Below are 16,032 nucleotides of genomic sequence, written 5' to 3'. Positions count from 1 at the left end.
GGACCCCGGCCACCCCCGGACCCGCTGACGGGCGGCGCCCCGCCCGTCAGCCGGTGATCGCCCCGAAGATGCTGACGCCCGCCAGCACCACCATGATCGCCGCCGCCACCCGGATGATCAGCTTCATCGGCACGTACTTGAGCAGCTTCTGGCCGCCCACGATGGCCACCCCGCCGACCGCGCAGAGCGCCAGCCAGGAGCCGATGCCGACGGCCAGCGGATCGGCGTACTTGGCGGCCAGGTTGGCGGTCATGATCTGGGTCAGGTCGCCGAACTCGGCGATCGCGACGACCACGAAGCTGGCCCCGGCCACCTTCCAGAAGCTGTTCGAGGACGGCTCCTTGGCGGCGTGCTCGTCCTCGTCCCCGCCGCCGTGGAACAGCAGCATCGCGGCGCCGGCCAGGAAGAGCAGGCCGGTGACGCCCTCCACCCAGCGGTGCGGGAGCAGCGAGAGCAGGTGCCCGGCGACCAGTGCGATGCCCACCTGGAGGGCGAAGGCGGCGGCGATGCCCGCGAAGACGTAGCTCGCCCGGTACTTGGTGCCCAGCACCAGACTGGCCAGCGCGGTCTTGTCCGGCAGTTCGGCCAGGAAGATGATGCCGAAGGTCAACGCGGCGACGGTCAAACTCATCAGAAGGGTTCCTCGGTCGGGCTGCCCGGCCTCCGCAGCTCCGTCAGGGGACGCTTCGGCCCGACAGCACTGGTCATGGTCACAGCACTGCGGCCGAAGGTCTCGCCGGCAACGCTCTTCGAGCGGTGCCCCGGGCGCCGGGCCCCTGGGGGCCAGTATGTCGACGGTCCGGTGGAGGGCTACTCCCCTTCAACGCCCCCAAGGGTACCCGACCCCGCCGACTGCCCCGGAGCCCGCAGCCCTCGACCGAAGCCCCGGAGCCCGCAGCCCTCAGCCCTCGCCCACCGCACCCGCGGTCACCCGGCCCCGGCCGACCAGTTCCAGCACCACCACGATCGCCACCGATTCCACCGCCAGCAACCCGACCAGCACGAACAGCTGCACCGCCCCCGCCTGGACGGGCGAGGCCCCGCCGAGCAGCATCCCGACGAAGGCCCCGGGCAGGGTGACCAGGCCGACCGTCCGGGTCTGGTCCAGCGCCGGGACCAGCGAGGTCGCCGCGGCCGTACGGCAGATCTCCAGCCGCGCCTCGCGCTCCTCGAAGCCGAGCGCCAGCGCCGCCTCCACCTCGCCGCGCCGCTGCCGCAGCTCGTCCAGGGCGCGCCGGCCGGCCAGCGAGGTCGCGGTGAGCGCGCCGCCGATCAGGATGCCCGCGACCGGGATGACGGACAGCCCCTTCGGCGGCAGCAGTCCGACGCCCAGCAGCAGGGCCAGCACCGGCAGCACCCCGGCGCCGATCGGGGCGGCCGCCCAGACCCAGCCGGGCCCGGGGGTCATCCGCCGCCCGGCGGTGCGCACCGCGACGACGAACATCACCAGCACGAACAGCGCCGACCACCAGAGCGAGCCGACCACCCAGGTGATCACCGCGGCGACCCCGGCCAGCTGCACCACGGCCCGCAGCCCGGCCCGCAGCACCGCGTGCCCGTGGCCGAGCAGGCCCCGCCCGGCGACGGCGACGGCGGCCACCAGCAGGACGGCGGTGACCACCCCGAGCACCGGGGTGACCGGCAGCAGCTGACCGCCGGAGGCCGCCAGGGCGGGCCCTGGCGCCATCAGATCCAGCTGGTGAACCACATCCGGTCCTGCCAGGACGACATCGGGATCACCTCCGCCGTGTACAGCGGATAGAAGAAGGCGAAGCACCCGACGATCGCCAGCACGACGGCCCCGGCCCCGATCGCGCCGATCCGGCGGCGCCGGGGGCTGCAGCCGGGCGGGCCGACCATCGCGCCCAGCATCTGGGCGACGGCCAGGCACAGGAACGGCACCAGCACGACCATGTAGAAGGAGAAGATCGTCCGTTCCTGGTAGCGGAACCAGGGCAGGTAGATCCCGGCCACCGCGCAGAGCACCGCACCGGAGCGCCAGTCCCGCCGGAAGAACCAGCGCCACAGCAGGTAGGCCAGCGCGAAGCAGGCCGCCCACCACAGGAACGGGGTGCCCAGGCCGAGGATCTGCGCCGAGCAGCCGCCGGAGGAGGTGCAGCCGCGCGCCCCCTCGGGGACCTGTTCCCAGTACATGGAGACCGGGCGGCCGTCGACCAGCCAGGCGAAGGGGTTGGACTGGTAGGTGTGCGGGGTGCTCAGGCCGGTGTTGAAGTCGTACATCTGCGAGTGGTAGTGCCACAGGCTGCGCAGCGCCGCGGGCACCCAGCTCATCGACACCTGCGGCAGCGGGATGCCGAGGAAGCTGTCCGGGCAGAGCCCGGCGCGGCCGTCGGCCCAGTGCCGGTCGTACCCGCCGTCACCGACCCCGCCGCTGGCCAGCCAGCCGCCCCAGGCGCCGACGTACACCACCAGGGCGGAGCCGGCCATCGCGAGGAAGGCGGGGACGGCGTCCCGGCGCAGCATGGAGCGCCAGGGGTGGCGGGCGCCGGCCGCACGGCGGCCGGACTGGTCCCACAGGACGGTGAGGACGCCGAAGGCGGCGAGGATCGGCGCGCCGTTCCACTTGACCGCGCAGGCGGCGCCGAGGAACACCCCGGCGGCGATCCGCCAGGGGCGCGCGCCGAGCCGTACGCGGTCGCCGTCCATCGCCTGCGCCAGCCGGGCGCGGGCGTGGTCGCGGTCGATCAGCAGGCTGCCGAAGGCGGCGAGCACGAAGAACATCTGGATGCCGTCGAGCAGGCCGATCCGGCTCATCACCAGCTGCAGGCCGTCCACCGACATCAGCAGCGCGGCGGTGCAGCCGACCAGCGTGGAGCCGAAGAGGCGGCGGCCGATCCGGGCCAGCATCAGCACGGTGAAGGTGCCGAGCAGGGCGGTCATGAACCGCCAGCCGAAGGGATGCAGGCCGAACAGCTGCTCGCCGATCGCCATCACCCATTTGCCGAGTGGCGGGTGCGCGATGAACTCGGGGGCGGAGCCGAGCGGGACGGCCTGCGGGACGGCCAGGATGTCGGCGTTGGCGTGGTCGGGCCAGGAGCCCTCGTAGCCCTGCTGCAGCAGCGACCAGGCGTCCTTGGGGTAGTACGTCTCGTCGAAGACGAAGGCGTTGGGGTAGCCGAGGTGCCAGAACCGCAGCAGGCCGGCGAAGAGCGCGACGCCGATCGGCCCGAGCCAGCCGGAGCGGTCGGCCGCCCAGCGGACCAGGCCGCCGCGGGGGGCCGGTGCGGGGGCGGCGGGGGTCGGGGCCGCCGGGGGGTGCGTGAGCGCCGCTTGCGTCATAGCCTGCCGAATCGCCTGTCTGCTCGCTGCCCGGGCCGGCCGGTGCGGCCGGATCCGGGCGGTCAACAGCCACTGACACTATGTGGCGGTGCTCGCGAAGCCAAGCGCGACGGGCGCCGACCAGGTGACCTGGTCGGCGCCCGTTCCGAACGCTCGTACGTGCGCTTCGGCCGTGTGCCCTTCGGCTGCTCGCCCCTCCGCCACGGGGCGGTCTGCTACGCGGCGGTCTGCAGCTCGCGGACCGGGACGGCGTGGACCACGGCCGGTGCGGCGTTGTCCTGCTCCGGCGTGAGGTGCCGGCGCAGCCGCAGCGCCAGGGTGACGACCAGCAGCGTGGAGCCGGCCATCGCCGCCAGGTAGAGCGGCCAGGTGCCGGAGCCGACCAGCAGCACGCCGACGGCCGGGCCGACCGCGATCGCGATCTGCTTCACCAGGGCGTACCCGGCGTTGTAGGTGCCGAGCAGCCGGGCCGGGGCGAGGTCGGCGACCATCGGGCCCATGGTGGGGGCGAGCAGCGACTCGCCGACGCCGAACAGGGCGTAGATCGAGACGATGGCGACCGTGGCGGCCATGGTCTCGGTCCGGATCAGGCCGGCCAGCAGGGCCATCGCCCAGGCGCCGAGCCAGACCAGGCCGGCCGCGGCCATCGCGGTGGTGCGGCGGCGGCGCGCGGTGATCCGCACCATGAACATCTGCAGGACCACGATGGTGAGCGCGTTGGCGCCGATCGCGAAGCCCAGGGTGGAGGGGGCGGTGCCGACGGTGTCGGTGGCGAAGGCCGCGACGCCGGACTCGAACTGGCCGTAGCAGGTGAAGAAGATCAGCCCGGCGAGCAGGCAGAGCCGCAGCATCGCCTTGTCGGCGACCAGCGCGCGCAGGCCGGTCGGGCCGTCGCTCCTGCCGTGGACGGCGGTCAGCACGACCTTGGGCATCCGGGCGGTGCCGGTGACCAGGGCCAGGCCGAGGAAGGTCGCCGCCTCGATGGTGAACAGCCTGGTCAGGCTGGCCGGGTCGGAGACGTCCACGATCTGCCCGCCGACCAGCGCACCGATGCCCATGCCCAGGTTGACCAGGGTGAACTGCAGCGCGAAGGCGTGCGAGCGGGTCGCCGCCGTGGAGCAGCGGACGATCATCGTGGCGAGCGCCGGCTGGCAGGTGGTGACACCCGCACCGAACAGGAAGGAGGAGACCAGCAGGGCCGGGGTGCCGGTGGCGTGACCGAAGGCGAACGCGCCGGTGGCGGCGAGCGCCGCGCCGGCCAGCAGCACCGGGCGGGGGCCGTACCTGTCGATGCCGCGCCCGGTGAACGGGAGGACGGCGAGGGCCGCCAGCGCGAAGACGGTGAAGACCATCCCGGCCGCCAGCGAACCCAGCCCGCGCACCTGGTCCACGTACACGAACATGTACGGCATCGTGAACCCGCTGCCGAACGCGCTGAGCGCGTTGCCGATCTGGACGCGGCGCAGCGGGCCGCCCGCCCCGCGTCGCTGCTGCCTCTGCTGCTTCACCGTGCCGGTCACCGTGCACATCCCTTCCTGGTTTCGACTGGACAGTCTTGAGCCTCACACTCTTGAGACCCACACTCTTAAGTCCAGAAGATTTCAGAGCTAAAGTTTGACGAGATAAAGTCTTAGCACCGGAAGAGTGCGGAGTCAAAGGCTTAAGGCGTGCACCCTCGTGCGACACTGGTCCGCATGACTACGGACAAGCCCGTGCCGGCCACCCCCCTGGAGTTCGGCATCGCCGAGCAGGTGGCCCTCTACCAGCGGGAATTCCCCACCGTGGACCCCCAGGTGGAGACCATCGTGCAGACCCTCAACCGGGTCTCCCGACGGATGGGCGTGGCGTACGACCGGCAGCTGACTGTGCTCGGAATCACCTCCGCCGAGTGGGAGGTGCTCAAGGCCCTGGTGGTCGCCGGCAGCCCCTACCGGCTGGGGCCGGGCGAGCTGGCCAAGCGGCTCGGGCTCACCCCGGCGGCGATGACGCACCGGATCGACCGGATGGTGGCCGACGGCCTCGTCACCCGGGATCGGGACGAGTCCAACCGGGTGCGGGTGATCATCGAGCTGACCGAGACCGGCCGCGACAAGTGGCTCGAATCGATGCGGATGGCGGCCGTCTTCGAGGAGGGGCTGCTCCAGGACATCACCGGCGAGGAGCGCACCGCACTCTCCGGCCTGCTGGCCCGGATGCTGCGCCGGATCGAGGAGAGCCGCCCCGACACCCCCGCACGCACCACCGACCTGGGCTAGCGGCGCGGGGCTTTCGAGGCCTCGGAGCCTCGGGGCCTCGGGCCGAACAGGCCCGGAAAACGGTCGAGTCCGGCCCGCCGGGGGACTCCCCCCGGCGGGCCGGACTCATGACATCAGGTGGTGCGAGGGGCCGTCGGGCCTCCGGTGCTGCGGGGTGTCAGCAGGGCCCGTTGTCGGCCCAGACGCCCCACTGGCCGCTCAGGGTCGGGTCCTCGCCCTTGGTCCACCACTTGTTGGTGTAGTAGTGGCCCTTCCAGGAGACCTTGGTGCCGCCGGCCGCGTAGGTGGTGTTCGGGTCCCAGCTCGGGGCGGCCGAGCAGGTGGCCGGCGTGGTCGGGGTGCCGGTCGGGGTGCCCGTGGGGGTTCCGGTCGGGGTGCCCGTCGGCGTACCGGTGGGGGTGCCGGTCGGGGTCGGGGTCGGCGTGCCGGTGGGCGGGGCCGGGCAGCCGGCGGCGGAGCCGTTGGTGGCGTTCACCATCGTGTCGAACAGGGCGGTCCTGGTCCCCAGGTCGTACAGCGAGAAGGCGAAGGAGCCGCCGAGGCCGTTGCAGTGCGCGTAGTCGAGCTTGGCCTGGATCGACTTGGCGTCCTCACCGCTCCAGAAGGTGTTGCCGTCGTAGAAGTAGGTGGCCTTGGCGGCGTCGTCCCAGAAGGTCTTGGACGGGTTGTCGACGAAGCCCGCGAGCTCCTTGTACATCTGGATGCCGGGGACGTTGCCGGACATCGCCGCGCCGGCCGCCGGGCTGGCGGCGGGCTGGAACAGGCCGTGCTGGCCGTTGTCCTTCACGCCGGTCCAGCCGCGGTAGTAGAACGGCACACCCATGTTGATCTTGTTGGCGGGGAAGCCGCCGGGGATGCCGTACTGCGCGTCGCCGACCGTCCACGCCTTGACGGCGTTGTCGATCGAGTACTTGCCGTTGCCCGGCTTGGCCGGGGTCGACGGGTCGTTCGGGCCGGAGTAGAGCGGGGCCTGGTGGTTGGTCGGGCCCTGCGCGTCCCAGCCGCCGTGCATGTCGTAGGTCATGACGTCGAGGAAGGTCAGGTACTGACCGATCTTGTCGGTCTCGACGTTCATGATCTTGTCCTGGCCGGCGCCGACCGCCGCCGACAGGGCGTAGGTCTTGTTGTCGGCCTTGCCCTGCGCGTCCAGCTGGGTGCGGAACTCCTTCAGCAGGGCCGTGAAGTTCTGCTTGTCGGCCGGGCTGGAGAGGTTGCCGGTGTGGCCACCGCCGCCCGGGTACTCCCAGTCGATGTCGATGCCGTCGAAGACGCCCGCCCCCGAGCCCGGGCCGCCGAAGCCGGCGTCGGACGGGAGGTTGCCCTTGATGAACATGTCGAGGCAGGACGAGACCAGGTGCTTGCGCGAGGCGTCCGTGGCGGCCGCCGCCGAGAAGTACTTGGAGTAGGTCCAACCACCCAGCGAGAGCAGGACCTTGAGGTTCGGGTTCTTCGCCTTCAGCTTCTTCAGCTGGTTGAAGTTGCCCGCGATCGGCTGGTTCCAGACGTCGCCGACGCCGTCGACCGAGATGTCCGCGCCGAAGCTCTTCTGGTAGTCGGCGAACGCGTCGCCCGCACCGTCGCCGGCGTTGGGGTTGTTGTCGTTGGTGTCGGCGGCCTTGGTGGCCTCGAAGCAGCCGAGGTCGGTCGGGTGGATGTTGGCGAAGTCGTAGATCAGGTAGTCCAGCTTCCCGGCCACGCCGGTGTCCTGGATCGTCTTGGGGTAGTACGCGTTCGCGTAGACCGACCACTGGTCGAAGTAGGCGACCTTGATGCCGCCGCTGGTCGCGGGCGCGCCGGTGCTGTTGGTGGTCGCGGCGTTGGCCGCGGCGCCGCCGGACAGCGCGAGGCCCGCGCCGAGCAGCAGGGAGGCGGTGGTGCCGGCCGCGATGGCGGCCAGGCTCTTGGGGCGGCGTCGACAGCCGCCCTGCGGAGCCGGCGTCCCGGCCCTTTCAATGCGTGAGCGCAGCATGGGTGCATGACTCCTGGTTGTGGGGGATTCCGGTCGGCCCGGGGGTGTGCGTCCGGGGTGGGGCCGGACGACCGGGACATGACAGGAAAGGGTGGGGAATCGAGCGGGATCAGGCCATGACGGACACCGGGATGTGCCGAACCGGCGCCCGCGGCACGAGGCCGTTGACGCCGGTTCAGGGGCTCCCTGCACCTGGGCAATAAAAATGGACTAGACCAACTCGCCCGTCAAGGGGTCCCGTTGGGCCTTGAGTCCCGCTTAAGGTTCGACCCCGCTCGACGCCCCCGCTCGACGCCCGCGCCAAGGCCCCCGCCGAGCTGCGCCCCGCTCCCCGGTGGCTGCGCCTCAGTAGCGGATGGCGTTGGCGACCTCGACCTTGACCGTGCCGGAGAGTTCCCGGTTGCTCCGCGCGGTGGCCTGGGCGCTCTGCCCGGCGGCCACGTCCTGGACGGTCACCGCGGTCGCGTCGAGCACCTTGCCCGACTCGTCGGTGAAGTTCAGCTGGATCACGTACCGGTACGACTGCTGGCCGTGGTTGGTGACGGTCAACTGCACCTGCGCCTTGCCGTCCACGCCGGTGGTCACCGGCCCGGCGGTGACGTCGGCCTTCGCGTCCAGCCCACCCTTGATCCCGGCCACGGCCGAGGAGGCCGCCGACACCGCCGCCGAGGCCTGCGCCTCCACCGAGGCGATCGCCGAGGACGCCCCGCCGGCCACCGAGGCCAGCGCGGAGGCGGCCGAGGCGGCGGCGCTCGCGCCCTTCGCCGCCGCGGACGCCGCCTCGGAGGCCACACTGCTCGCGCTCTTGCCCGAAGAACAGCCCGCCAGCACCGCCGCACCGAGCACCGCACCGGCCACCGATGCGACCAACACCCGTGCTACAGGCTGCCGTTGACCGCGCAGCGGCGGCGCGCCCAGGTCCTGCGCGGTAACTCTCGACGGGGTCCGGGGGGTGGCCCGGGTGAGCGGCTGGCGGTCCATGCGATCCCTCGTTCACGGTCGGCGTTTCCGGTCGGCGTTTCCGGTCGGCGCCGGGCTGCCCGGCACGCCTCCCGCCCACCCTCCGCGGGCCCGGGGGCGGCCGCCAGCAGGGCTGCTGCCTCCGGGTGAGCGGGCCCCCTCGGTGCTGCGCTCAGGACAGCCCCGAGCCCTCCTGCTCGTCCGCCTCCACGGCGGCCCGCTCCTCGCGCAGCCGCACCAGGTGCCGGCGCCGCGCCACCACGCCGTACGCCGCCGCCGCGCTCCCCACGAAGGACAGCAGGCCGACCCACGACCGGTCGAAGACATGGCCGGTCAGGTGGTCCAGCGAGTACCGCCCGGGCCCGGCCAGGCCGATCGCCAGCCCGGCCGCGCCGAGGAAGGCCGGGTACTCGTAGCCGCCGGACATCGCGAAGAAGCCGGCCGGGGCGTGCACCGCCACCGCGCCCGCCATCGTCCCGGCCACCACCGCCCCGGCCGCGGGCGTGGCCAGCCCGGCCACCAGCAGCGCGCCGCCGCCCGCCTCGCCGACACCGGCTGCGATCGCGCTCTGCCGGGCCGGGTGGAAGCCCATGTGGTCCATCGCCTGGGTGGTGGCATCCAGGCCGCCGCCCCCGAACCAGCCGAACAGCTTCTGGGTGCCGTGCGCGATCAGCACCCCGCCGACCGCGCTGCGCAGGGCCAACAGGCCCAGGTCCTTACGGTTCAGGCACATGTCGCATCCTCGTTTCCGCGGCGGAGTGGTCGCTGCCCGGTGGCAGTCCTGTCTCCATGGCACCCGAGGGCGCGCACCCGTTCGAGCCGGAGCCCGCCATCCGGGCGAATCCGCAGACAGCCGGGAATGCCCCGCCGAACGGGGTCCACGGGCGCACCGGGGAGACCACGCCACGCCCGGCCGCGGGGCGTGGCGGCCCGGCCGCCACCGGCGCCGCGGTCATGCTTGGCCCATGTTCGTCTTCAACCTGAGCAGCGCGTTCATCACCTTCTTCGCCGTGGTCGGCCCGCCGAAGACGCTGCTGGCCTTCGCCCGGCTGGCCCCCACCCGCAGCACCCGGGAGCTGCGGCGGCTGGCGGCGTGGAGCACGGCCATCTCGGCGGTGATCGGCCTGGTGCTCGGCTTCTCGGCGGACGAGGTCAGCACGCTCTTCCACATCAGCGACCAGTCGCTGCAGCTCGCGGGCGGGCTGATCTTCTTCGTGTACGCGGTCGCGCTGGTCTTCGGCGTGCACCTCGGGGGCGCGGACGAGGACGACGAGCACCTGCCGAACCCGTTGGTCGACGGCATCCGCGAGCTGCTGCTGCCGTACATCGCCAGCCCGCTCGCGGTGAGCGCCGTCCTGGTCGCCTCGCTCCTGCGGGACGACTGGGCCTGGAAGGCCACCGTCGCCGGGGCGTACGTCTCCGTGACGGTGATCAACTACTTCTGCGTGGCCCTGCTCGCGCCGATCATGCAGCGCACCCACCGCACCTCGCTGGAGGTGCTGTCCCGGCTGCTCGGGCTGCTGCTGGCGGCGGTCGGCGTGGAGCTGGTCCTGGCCGGCCTGGCCGGGCTCGGGGTGCACCTGCCCGCGGCGCACTGACCCGCCCGAAGCGCCCGGCCCGCCCGACCCACCCGACCCACCTGGCCCGCCGACCCACCGGCCGTCAGGCGGCGGCCAGCTCGGCCAGCACCGCGCCGATCCGCTCGCGCACCAGCGGGTCGGCGACCAGCCCGTCCGGGCCGACCGCCCCGCGCTCCAGCGGGATCCGCACGCAGGCCGCGTCCACCACCGCCGCGCCGGTGTAGCCGAGGACGGTGCGCAGGGTCGCCTCGGCGCCGCCGCCGCGGCCCGGCCCGGCGGCGTTGATCCAGGCGGTGGGCTTGTCCGAGATCTCGACCCCGCCGACCGTCCAGTCCAGCAGGTTCTTGAACGAGCCGGGCAGCGTTCCGGCGTACTCGGGGGTGCAGACCAGCAGCGCGTCGGCCGCCTCGATCGCGGCCCGCAGGGCGACCACCGGCTCCGGCAGCGGGTCGGTGTCGTGGTCGGGGTTGAAGTGCGGCAGCCCGGCCAGCCCGGTGTAGTACGTGGTCCGCAGGCCCGGGGTGGCGGCGGCCACGACGGCCGCGGTGCGCAGCACCGTCTCGTTGGCGGAGCCGGCCCGCAGGCTCCCCGGCAGCAGCAGGATGTGGCACTCGTTCGACATGCCGAGGAACCTACTCCTTGACGTCAACGTCAAGGCCAACATCAAGGCCGACGTCAGGACCACCGGCCGCCACCGCCACCGCCCCCACCCGCGGGTCAGCGCGGCGCGAGCGGCCGCCACGGCACCGGGCTGGAGAGGATCATCGAGCTGGCCGGCTGGCCGTAGCCGCCGAGCCGGTCGCACAGCGCCTCGAACTCGGCCATCGTCGCCACCGCGACCAGCAGCACGCAGCAGGCACCGCCGGTGACCCGGTGCAGCTGGAGCACCTCCGGCCAGGTCGCCACCTCCGGGTCGCGCAGTACGCAGCGCGGGCCGTAGCACTGGATCTGCACCAGCGCGGTGATCGGCAGCCCGGACCGGGTGGGGTCCACGTGGGCGTGGTAGCCGCTGATCACGCCCTCGGCCTCCAGCCGGCGGACCCGTTCGGCCACCGCGGGTGCGGACAGGCTCACCCGGCGGGAGAGTTCGTTGTACGAGAGCCGGGCGTCGGCCTGCAGCTCGGCCAGCAGGCGGCGGTCGACGGCGTCCATGGCGACTCCCCGGGTGGTCGGGATCAAGGGTTTTCCATTCGTAAAGCGAATCGGCCGAACGCCTCGCGAACGACAGCTCCACGGGCGGTTGCGGTGCCCGTCGACCATTCAAGCGGGGGGCTCCACCGCCGCACAATGGGCACCCCGGTGGAATCAGGCAGTCCGTCTGGTTCACCGGAGCGGGCGACGGGGCCCGGACGGATCAGGAGGCATCGGGATGGGGCACGACACGGTGGAGACACCCAACCTGTCGTTCGGTCGGGGTGGGGTGCCGGGTCGGAGCACTCCGTACGCCCAGTACGTGCGCCTGGAGGAGCTGCACGACCTGCAGCACCCGCGCAGCAAGGAGCCCGCCGAGCTGTCGTTCATCATCACCACCCAGGTGATGGAACTGCTCTTCGACCTGCTGCGGCACGAGTGGACGCTCGCCCGGCAGGCGCTGCGCGAGGACGACCTGCCCGCCGCCCTGGCCGCGCTGCGCCGGGGCACCCACGCCCAGGACGTCCTGGTCGACTCCTGGGACCTGCTGGCCACCATGACGCCGCAGGAGTTCAACTCCTTCCGCGCGCTGTTCGGCGAGGCCTCCGGCTTCCAGTCCGCGGCCTTCCTGCACCTGGAGTTCGTGCTCGGCAACAAGAACGCCGCGCTGCTGGGGATGTACGAGGGGATGCCGCGGACGCGCGAGGAGCTGGTCGAGGCGCTGCGCTCCCCCGGCCTGTACGACGAGGTGCTGGCACTGCTGGCGCGGCGCGGCCTGGGCCCGCTCCCGGAGCCGTCGGAGCAGCGCTACCGCCCGTCCGAGGAGGTTGCCGCGGCGTGGCGGCGGGTGTACACCGAGCCGGAGTTCGCCGCGCTGCAGCCGCTCGGCGAGGCCCTGCTGGACGTCGCCGAGCGGGTCACCCGCTGGCGCCAGCGGCACCTGTCCGCGGTCAAGCGGACCATGGGCGGCAAGCCCGGCTCGGGCGGCTCCAGCGGGCTGACCTGGCTGCGCAAGTCGGCCGAGCAGGACGTCTTCCCGGAGCTGTGGACGATCCGGGACGAGCTGTGAACGAGGGGAACGACGTGGCGGGCGCGGGAACGGACGCGGGAACGGACGAAGGGACGGTCACGGGGATGAGCGCAGGAACGGGCGCACGGATGGGCGCGACCACGCGCGAGGAGTGCGCGGCGCTGGACGCCGTCGATCCGCTGGCGGCGTTCCGCAAGGAGTTCGCCCTGCCGGACGGGGTGATCTACCTGGACGGCAACTCGCTGGGCGCGCTGCCGGTGCGCACGCCCGAGCGGGTGCGCCAGGTGGTCGAGGAGGAGTGGGGCCGGGAGCTGATCCGCAGCTGGAACGACGCCGGCTGGTTCGAGCAGCCCTACCGGCTGGGACGGCGGATCGCGCCGCTGATCGGGGCCGATCCGGCGGAGGTGGTCGTCTGCGACACCACCTCGGTGAACCTGTTCAAGGTGCTGTCGGCCGCGCTGCGGCTGCGCCCGGGCCGGCGCACGCTGCTCGGCGACGCCGAGGCCTTCCCGACCGACCTGTACATCGCCGAGGGCGTGGCCGGTCTGGTCGAGGGGGCGCGCAGCGTGCTGGTCCGGCCGGAGGAGCTGGACCGGCACCTGGACGGGGACGTCGCCGCGGTCGTCCTCTCGCACGTGGACTACCGCACCGGAGAGCTGCTGGACATGCCCGGGATCACCGCCCGGGTGCAGGCCGCGGGCGCGCTGATGATCTGGGACGTGTGCCACGCGGTGGGCGCGCTGCCGGTCGAACTCGGCGCCTCGAACGCGGACTTCGCGATCGGCTGCACCTACAAGTACCTCAACGGCGGCCCCGGTTCGCCGGCCTTCCTGTACGTCGCCGAGCGGCACCTGGCGGCCGGTCCGCTGCAGCCGCTGAGCGGCTGGTTCGGCCACGCCCGCCCGTTCGCCTTCGAGCCCGGGTACGACCCGAAGCCGGGCATCGGCCGCTTCCTGACCAGCTCGCCCTCACTGCTCGGCCAGGCGGCCCTCGACACCTCGCTGGACCTCTGGGAGCGGGTCGACCTCGCGGCGGTGCGGGCGAAGAGCCTGGCGCTGACCGATCTGTTCATCGCGCTGACCGAGGGCCTGGACGGCATCGAGGTGGTGACCCCGCGCGAGCACGCCCGACGCGGCAGCCAGGTCGCGCTGCGGCACGCGGACGGCTACCCGGTGGTCCAGGCGCTGATCGAGCGCGGGGTGATCGGGGACTTCCGCGCGCCGGACCTGATGCGCTTCGGCTTCACGCCGCTCTACCTCTCCTACACCGAGGTCTGGGATGCCGCCCGGCAGCTGGCCGAGGTGCTGGAGAGCGGCGAGTGGCGGGCGGAACGCTTCTCCCGCCGGGGCGCGGTGACGTAGCGCACCCTACGTGACCGAGCTCATGGTCGAGTGAACGTTCGACCGCCATCACGCCGGGGAATCCCCCCACTCGACCGGCACTTGACTGCCAGTCAGACCAAGGGGAGGTTGCGCGTGAACATCGAACTCGGTCCGCTCAAGCCCGATCCCTCCATCCTGGCCCTCGGCCTGGCCCAGCTCTTCCTGATGATGTGGGCCCTCGGCGGCGGCCTGCTCCCGCGCATCGAGCGGGTGCGGGCCGCACGGTGGGACGCGACCGAAGGCCGTACCGAACGCGCGGAGGCGGTCCGCGCCGAGGCCGAGGTCGTCCGGGACGCCGCACTGCGGGAGATCGGCGCGGCCCGGCACGAGGCGGCCCGGATCCGCGAGGAGTACGCCCAGCGGGGCGCGGCGGCGATCGCGGCGGCCCGCTCGGACGGCCTGCACGCCCGGGAAGCCCTGCTCGCCACCAGCCACGCGCGGATCGCCGCCAACCGCGCCGCAGCCGCCGACCGGCTCCGGCAGGACGTCGGCGAGCTGGCCGTCGCCCTGGCCGGCCGGGTGGTCGGCGAACCGGTGGACACCGTCGCCGCCCACCGCCGCACGGTGGACCGCTTCCTCTCGGAGAACCGGCCTTCCTAGGGCCCGTCTTCAAACCCCCGTCGTTCGCCCGGAGGGCGGGCGGGGCGGCGTTGGGGTGCGTGCATCGCAAGGCGGAGGAGGGAGCCCAATGCAGCGCATTGGCGACCGACGACAACGCGGCGAGGTGCGTGCCCCGGCGTCGGCCCGCAGGCGGGGGTTTGAAGACGGGCCCTACGCCTGGCCCCAGGACGTGCCCAGGCCGCCCGGTCGGGTCGACGCGGGCGGCCTGGGTCGTGGGTCAGCCGTGGCGGCCGCGGCGGCGGGCGGCCATCACGGCCAGGCCACCGAGACCGAGCAGGCCGACGCCTGCCAGGCCGAAGACCACCGGGGCGTTGCCCGCACCCGTGGAGGGCAACTCACCGCCGCCACCCGGGTGGTGGCTGGCGGAGTTGTGCCCGGTCGGGTGCTCCGTCGGGTGGTGGCTGGTCGGATCCGCACTCGACGTCGACGGCTTCGGGCTGTGGCCGGTGCGGGTCGGGCTCGGCGAGGTCGGCGACGGAGAGGTGGGGCTGGGCTTCGTCGGGCTCGAAGACGTCGGCGACGGCGAAGTCGGGGACGGAGACGTCGGGGAGGGAGAGGTGGGGCTGGGCGACGTCGGACTCGGCGACGTCGGACTCGGCGACGTCGGCGAGGGCGAGGAGGACGTCGGCGACGGACTCGGCGTCACCGTGCACTCCGGCAGGTCCCCGTCGAACGGGTAGCTGTGGATCTCGTAGCCGCCCGTCCCGGTGTGGATCAGGTTGCCCGCCAGGTACACCCGCCCGTTCATGCCCGCTTGGGCGATGGTCGTGGTCCCGCCCGGGTTGCCGGCCAGGACCGAGCCCTGGAACTGCGCGCTGCCGAGGATCTGGGCCGAAGTCGCGGTCGGGAAGTTGTACATCAGCTTCGACCGCATGGCGGTGGTCTGGTCCCCGGCCAGACCGGTGCCCGTGTAGGTGTTGATGATCGGACTGTCACCGAGCATGTTCACCACGACGGTGGCGCCGGCCGGGATGTTGTTGAAGACCAGGCCGATCTGCCCGCCGGTGGGCGAAGTGAGGTTCCCGGTGACGTTGAAGACCTGCTTCATGCTGGTCCCGTCTCCGGTGAAGGTGGCCTGGCTGGAGGAGATGTCGACCGTTCCGGTCGCGGCGGCCCGCCCGACGCAGTCGGAGACCTCCTCGATCTGGGTCAGCACCGTCTGGTACGGCGCGGCCGCGTTCGGGTCCTGGATCGACTGGCCGGTGGGGTCGATGTTGACGGTGCCGGTGACGCTGCCCGCGTGGCGCAGGTTGCCGAAGGCCGGGCCGTGGGAGTCGCTGCCGCCGATCAGGATCCGGTTGCCGGTCTTGACGTCGACGCTGCCGCCGGTGGTCACGAAGTCGCTGCCGTTGGGCGGCACGACGCGGGAGCCGACACCGACGACGCCCATGTTGTAGACCCCGCCGCCGTTCTTGTCGACGGTCAGGTTCCCCAGCGTGACGATTTTTCCCTCGGCCTCGGCGGCGCGGCCGTTCACGGTGTAGTCGCCGCCGGTGAAGACGTTGATGGTGGAGTCCCGGCCGGTGAAGTCACCGTTGTTCGGCGGCGGCCAGGTGGCGGGGCAGTCGGGTCCGGTGCAGGCGCCCAACGGCGGCGCCAGCGGGGCGGCCGAGCCGACCGTCAGCACGGCGGCCAGCGGCAGCGCGGCGACGGCGGTCGCCACCGCGGCCCGGACGGCCCGGCGGCCGCGGGTGGCAGGTGTCCTCACGGCGGTCGTTCTGTGACCCGGCGAACCGGTTGCCTGACCCATCGACAATTCCTCCGCGCATGGAAAAGGGCAGGGCCGGACGGCCTGCCATGTTCT

15 protein-coding genes are annotated in these 16,032 nt (G+C 72.8%); 5 read left to right on the top strand and 10 right to left on the bottom strand.

Annotated elements, in window-relative coordinates; genetic code table 11:
* Positions 1–46: 46 nt before the first annotated feature.
* The 4 genes from CRP52_RS22965 to CRP52_RS22950 all read right to left on the bottom strand — a co-directional run bounded on the left by CRP52_RS22965 (position 47) and on the right by CRP52_RS22950 (position 4,820).
* Positions 47–634 (bottom strand): TMEM165/GDT1 family protein, encoded by a 588-nt coding sequence (locus CRP52_RS22965; protein ID WP_097238108.1) that lies wholly within the window; start codon positions 632–634, stop codon positions 47–49.
* 267 nt (positions 635–901) lie between these two features.
* Positions 902–1,687 (bottom strand): ABC transporter permease, encoded by a 786-nt coding sequence (locus CRP52_RS22960; RefSeq protein WP_097238107.1) that lies wholly within the window; start codon positions 1,685–1,687, stop codon positions 902–904.
* Positions 1,687–3,300, bottom strand: a complete 1,614-nt coding sequence (locus CRP52_RS22955) for a dolichyl-phosphate-mannose--protein mannosyltransferase (RefSeq protein ID WP_097238106.1) — start codon at positions 3,298–3,300, stop codon at positions 1,687–1,689. Before CRP52_RS22955 ends, CRP52_RS22960 begins: the two co-directional genes overlap by 1 nt.
* Positions 3,301–3,515: 215 nt before the next feature.
* Positions 3,516–4,820, bottom strand: a complete 1,305-nt coding sequence (locus CRP52_RS22950) for an MFS transporter (protein WP_257032807.1) — start codon at positions 4,818–4,820, stop codon at positions 3,516–3,518.
* 174 nt (positions 4,821–4,994) lie between these two features.
* Between CRP52_RS22950 and CRP52_RS22945 the strand changes: the two genes are divergently transcribed.
* Positions 4,995–5,555, top strand: a complete 561-nt coding sequence (locus CRP52_RS22945) for a MarR family winged helix-turn-helix transcriptional regulator (protein ID WP_097238104.1) — start codon at positions 4,995–4,997, stop codon at positions 5,553–5,555.
* Positions 5,556–5,712: 157 nt separating this feature from the next.
* Here the strand turns inward: CRP52_RS22945 and CRP52_RS22940 are convergent, their stop codons facing one another.
* The 3 genes from CRP52_RS22940 to CRP52_RS22930 form a co-directional block, all read right to left on the bottom strand.
* A complete protein-coding gene (locus CRP52_RS22940; RefSeq protein ID WP_097238103.1) occupies positions 5,713–7,524 on the bottom strand; it encodes a glycosyl hydrolase family 18 protein in 1,812 nt (603 codons plus the stop codon).
* 345 nt (positions 7,525–7,869) lie between these two features.
* The gene (locus tag CRP52_RS22935; RefSeq protein WP_218893106.1) at positions 7,870–8,505 is read right to left on the bottom strand and encodes an FxLYD domain-containing protein; all 636 of its coding nucleotides are present in this window, start codon (positions 8,503–8,505) and stop codon (positions 7,870–7,872) included.
* Between the two features lie 151 nt (positions 8,506–8,656).
* Positions 8,657–9,217 (bottom strand): DoxX family protein, encoded by a 561-nt coding sequence (locus CRP52_RS22930; protein WP_097238102.1) that lies wholly within the window; start codon positions 9,215–9,217, stop codon positions 8,657–8,659.
* 232 nt (positions 9,218–9,449) lie between these two features.
* On the opposite strand from CRP52_RS22930, the gene CRP52_RS22925 reads away from it, so the two are divergent.
* Positions 9,450–10,082 carry a MarC family protein gene (locus CRP52_RS22925; RefSeq protein ID WP_097238101.1) on the top strand — a complete coding sequence of 211 codons (633 nt, stop codon included), beginning with the start codon at positions 9,450–9,452 and terminating at the stop codon, positions 10,080–10,082.
* Between the two features lie 64 nt (positions 10,083–10,146).
* Here CRP52_RS22925 and CRP52_RS22920 read toward each other — a convergent pair whose 3' ends face one another.
* Both CRP52_RS22920 and CRP52_RS22915 read right to left on the bottom strand, forming a co-directional pair.
* Complete coding sequence (locus CRP52_RS22920; protein ID WP_097238100.1) at positions 10,147–10,686, bottom strand: NADPH-dependent FMN reductase; 540 nt, start codon at positions 10,684–10,686, stop codon at positions 10,147–10,149.
* Between the two features lie 95 nt (positions 10,687–10,781).
* Positions 10,782–11,216, bottom strand: coding sequence for an Lrp/AsnC family transcriptional regulator (locus CRP52_RS22915; protein ID WP_097238099.1), 435 nt, complete (start codon positions 11,214–11,216; stop codon positions 10,782–10,784).
* 217 nt (positions 11,217–11,433) lie between these two features.
* Between CRP52_RS22915 and CRP52_RS22910 the strand changes: the two genes are divergently transcribed.
* From CRP52_RS22910 to CRP52_RS22900, 3 genes are all read left to right on the top strand, one after another.
* On the top strand, positions 11,434–12,264 hold the full coding sequence (locus tag CRP52_RS22910) for a tryptophan 2,3-dioxygenase (RefSeq protein WP_097238098.1): 831 nt from the start codon (positions 11,434–11,436) through the stop codon (positions 12,262–12,264).
* Between the two features lie 65 nt (positions 12,265–12,329).
* A complete protein-coding gene (gene kynU, locus CRP52_RS22905) occupies positions 12,330–13,586 on the top strand; it encodes a kynureninase (RefSeq protein ID WP_257032806.1) in 1,257 nt (418 codons plus the stop codon).
* 114 nt (positions 13,587–13,700) lie between these two features.
* The gene (locus CRP52_RS22900) at positions 13,701–14,207 is read left to right on the top strand and encodes a F0F1 ATP synthase subunit B family protein (protein ID WP_257032805.1); all 507 of its coding nucleotides are present in this window, start codon (positions 13,701–13,703) and stop codon (positions 14,205–14,207) included.
* A 238-nt stretch (positions 14,208–14,445) separates the two neighbouring features.
* Here the strand turns inward: CRP52_RS22900 and CRP52_RS22895 are convergent, their stop codons facing one another.
* On the bottom strand, positions 14,446–15,936 hold the full coding sequence (locus tag CRP52_RS22895; RefSeq protein WP_143685809.1) for a choice-of-anchor A family protein: 1,491 nt from the start codon (positions 15,934–15,936) through the stop codon (positions 14,446–14,448).
* Positions 15,937–16,032 lie beyond the last annotated feature (96 nt).

The sequence above is a fragment of the Streptomyces sp. 1331.2 genome, assembly GCF_900199205.1.
GTDB lineage: Bacteria > Actinomycetota > Actinomycetes > Streptomycetales > Streptomycetaceae > Kitasatospora.
This window is presented reverse-complemented; position numbering and strand designations above follow the sequence as displayed.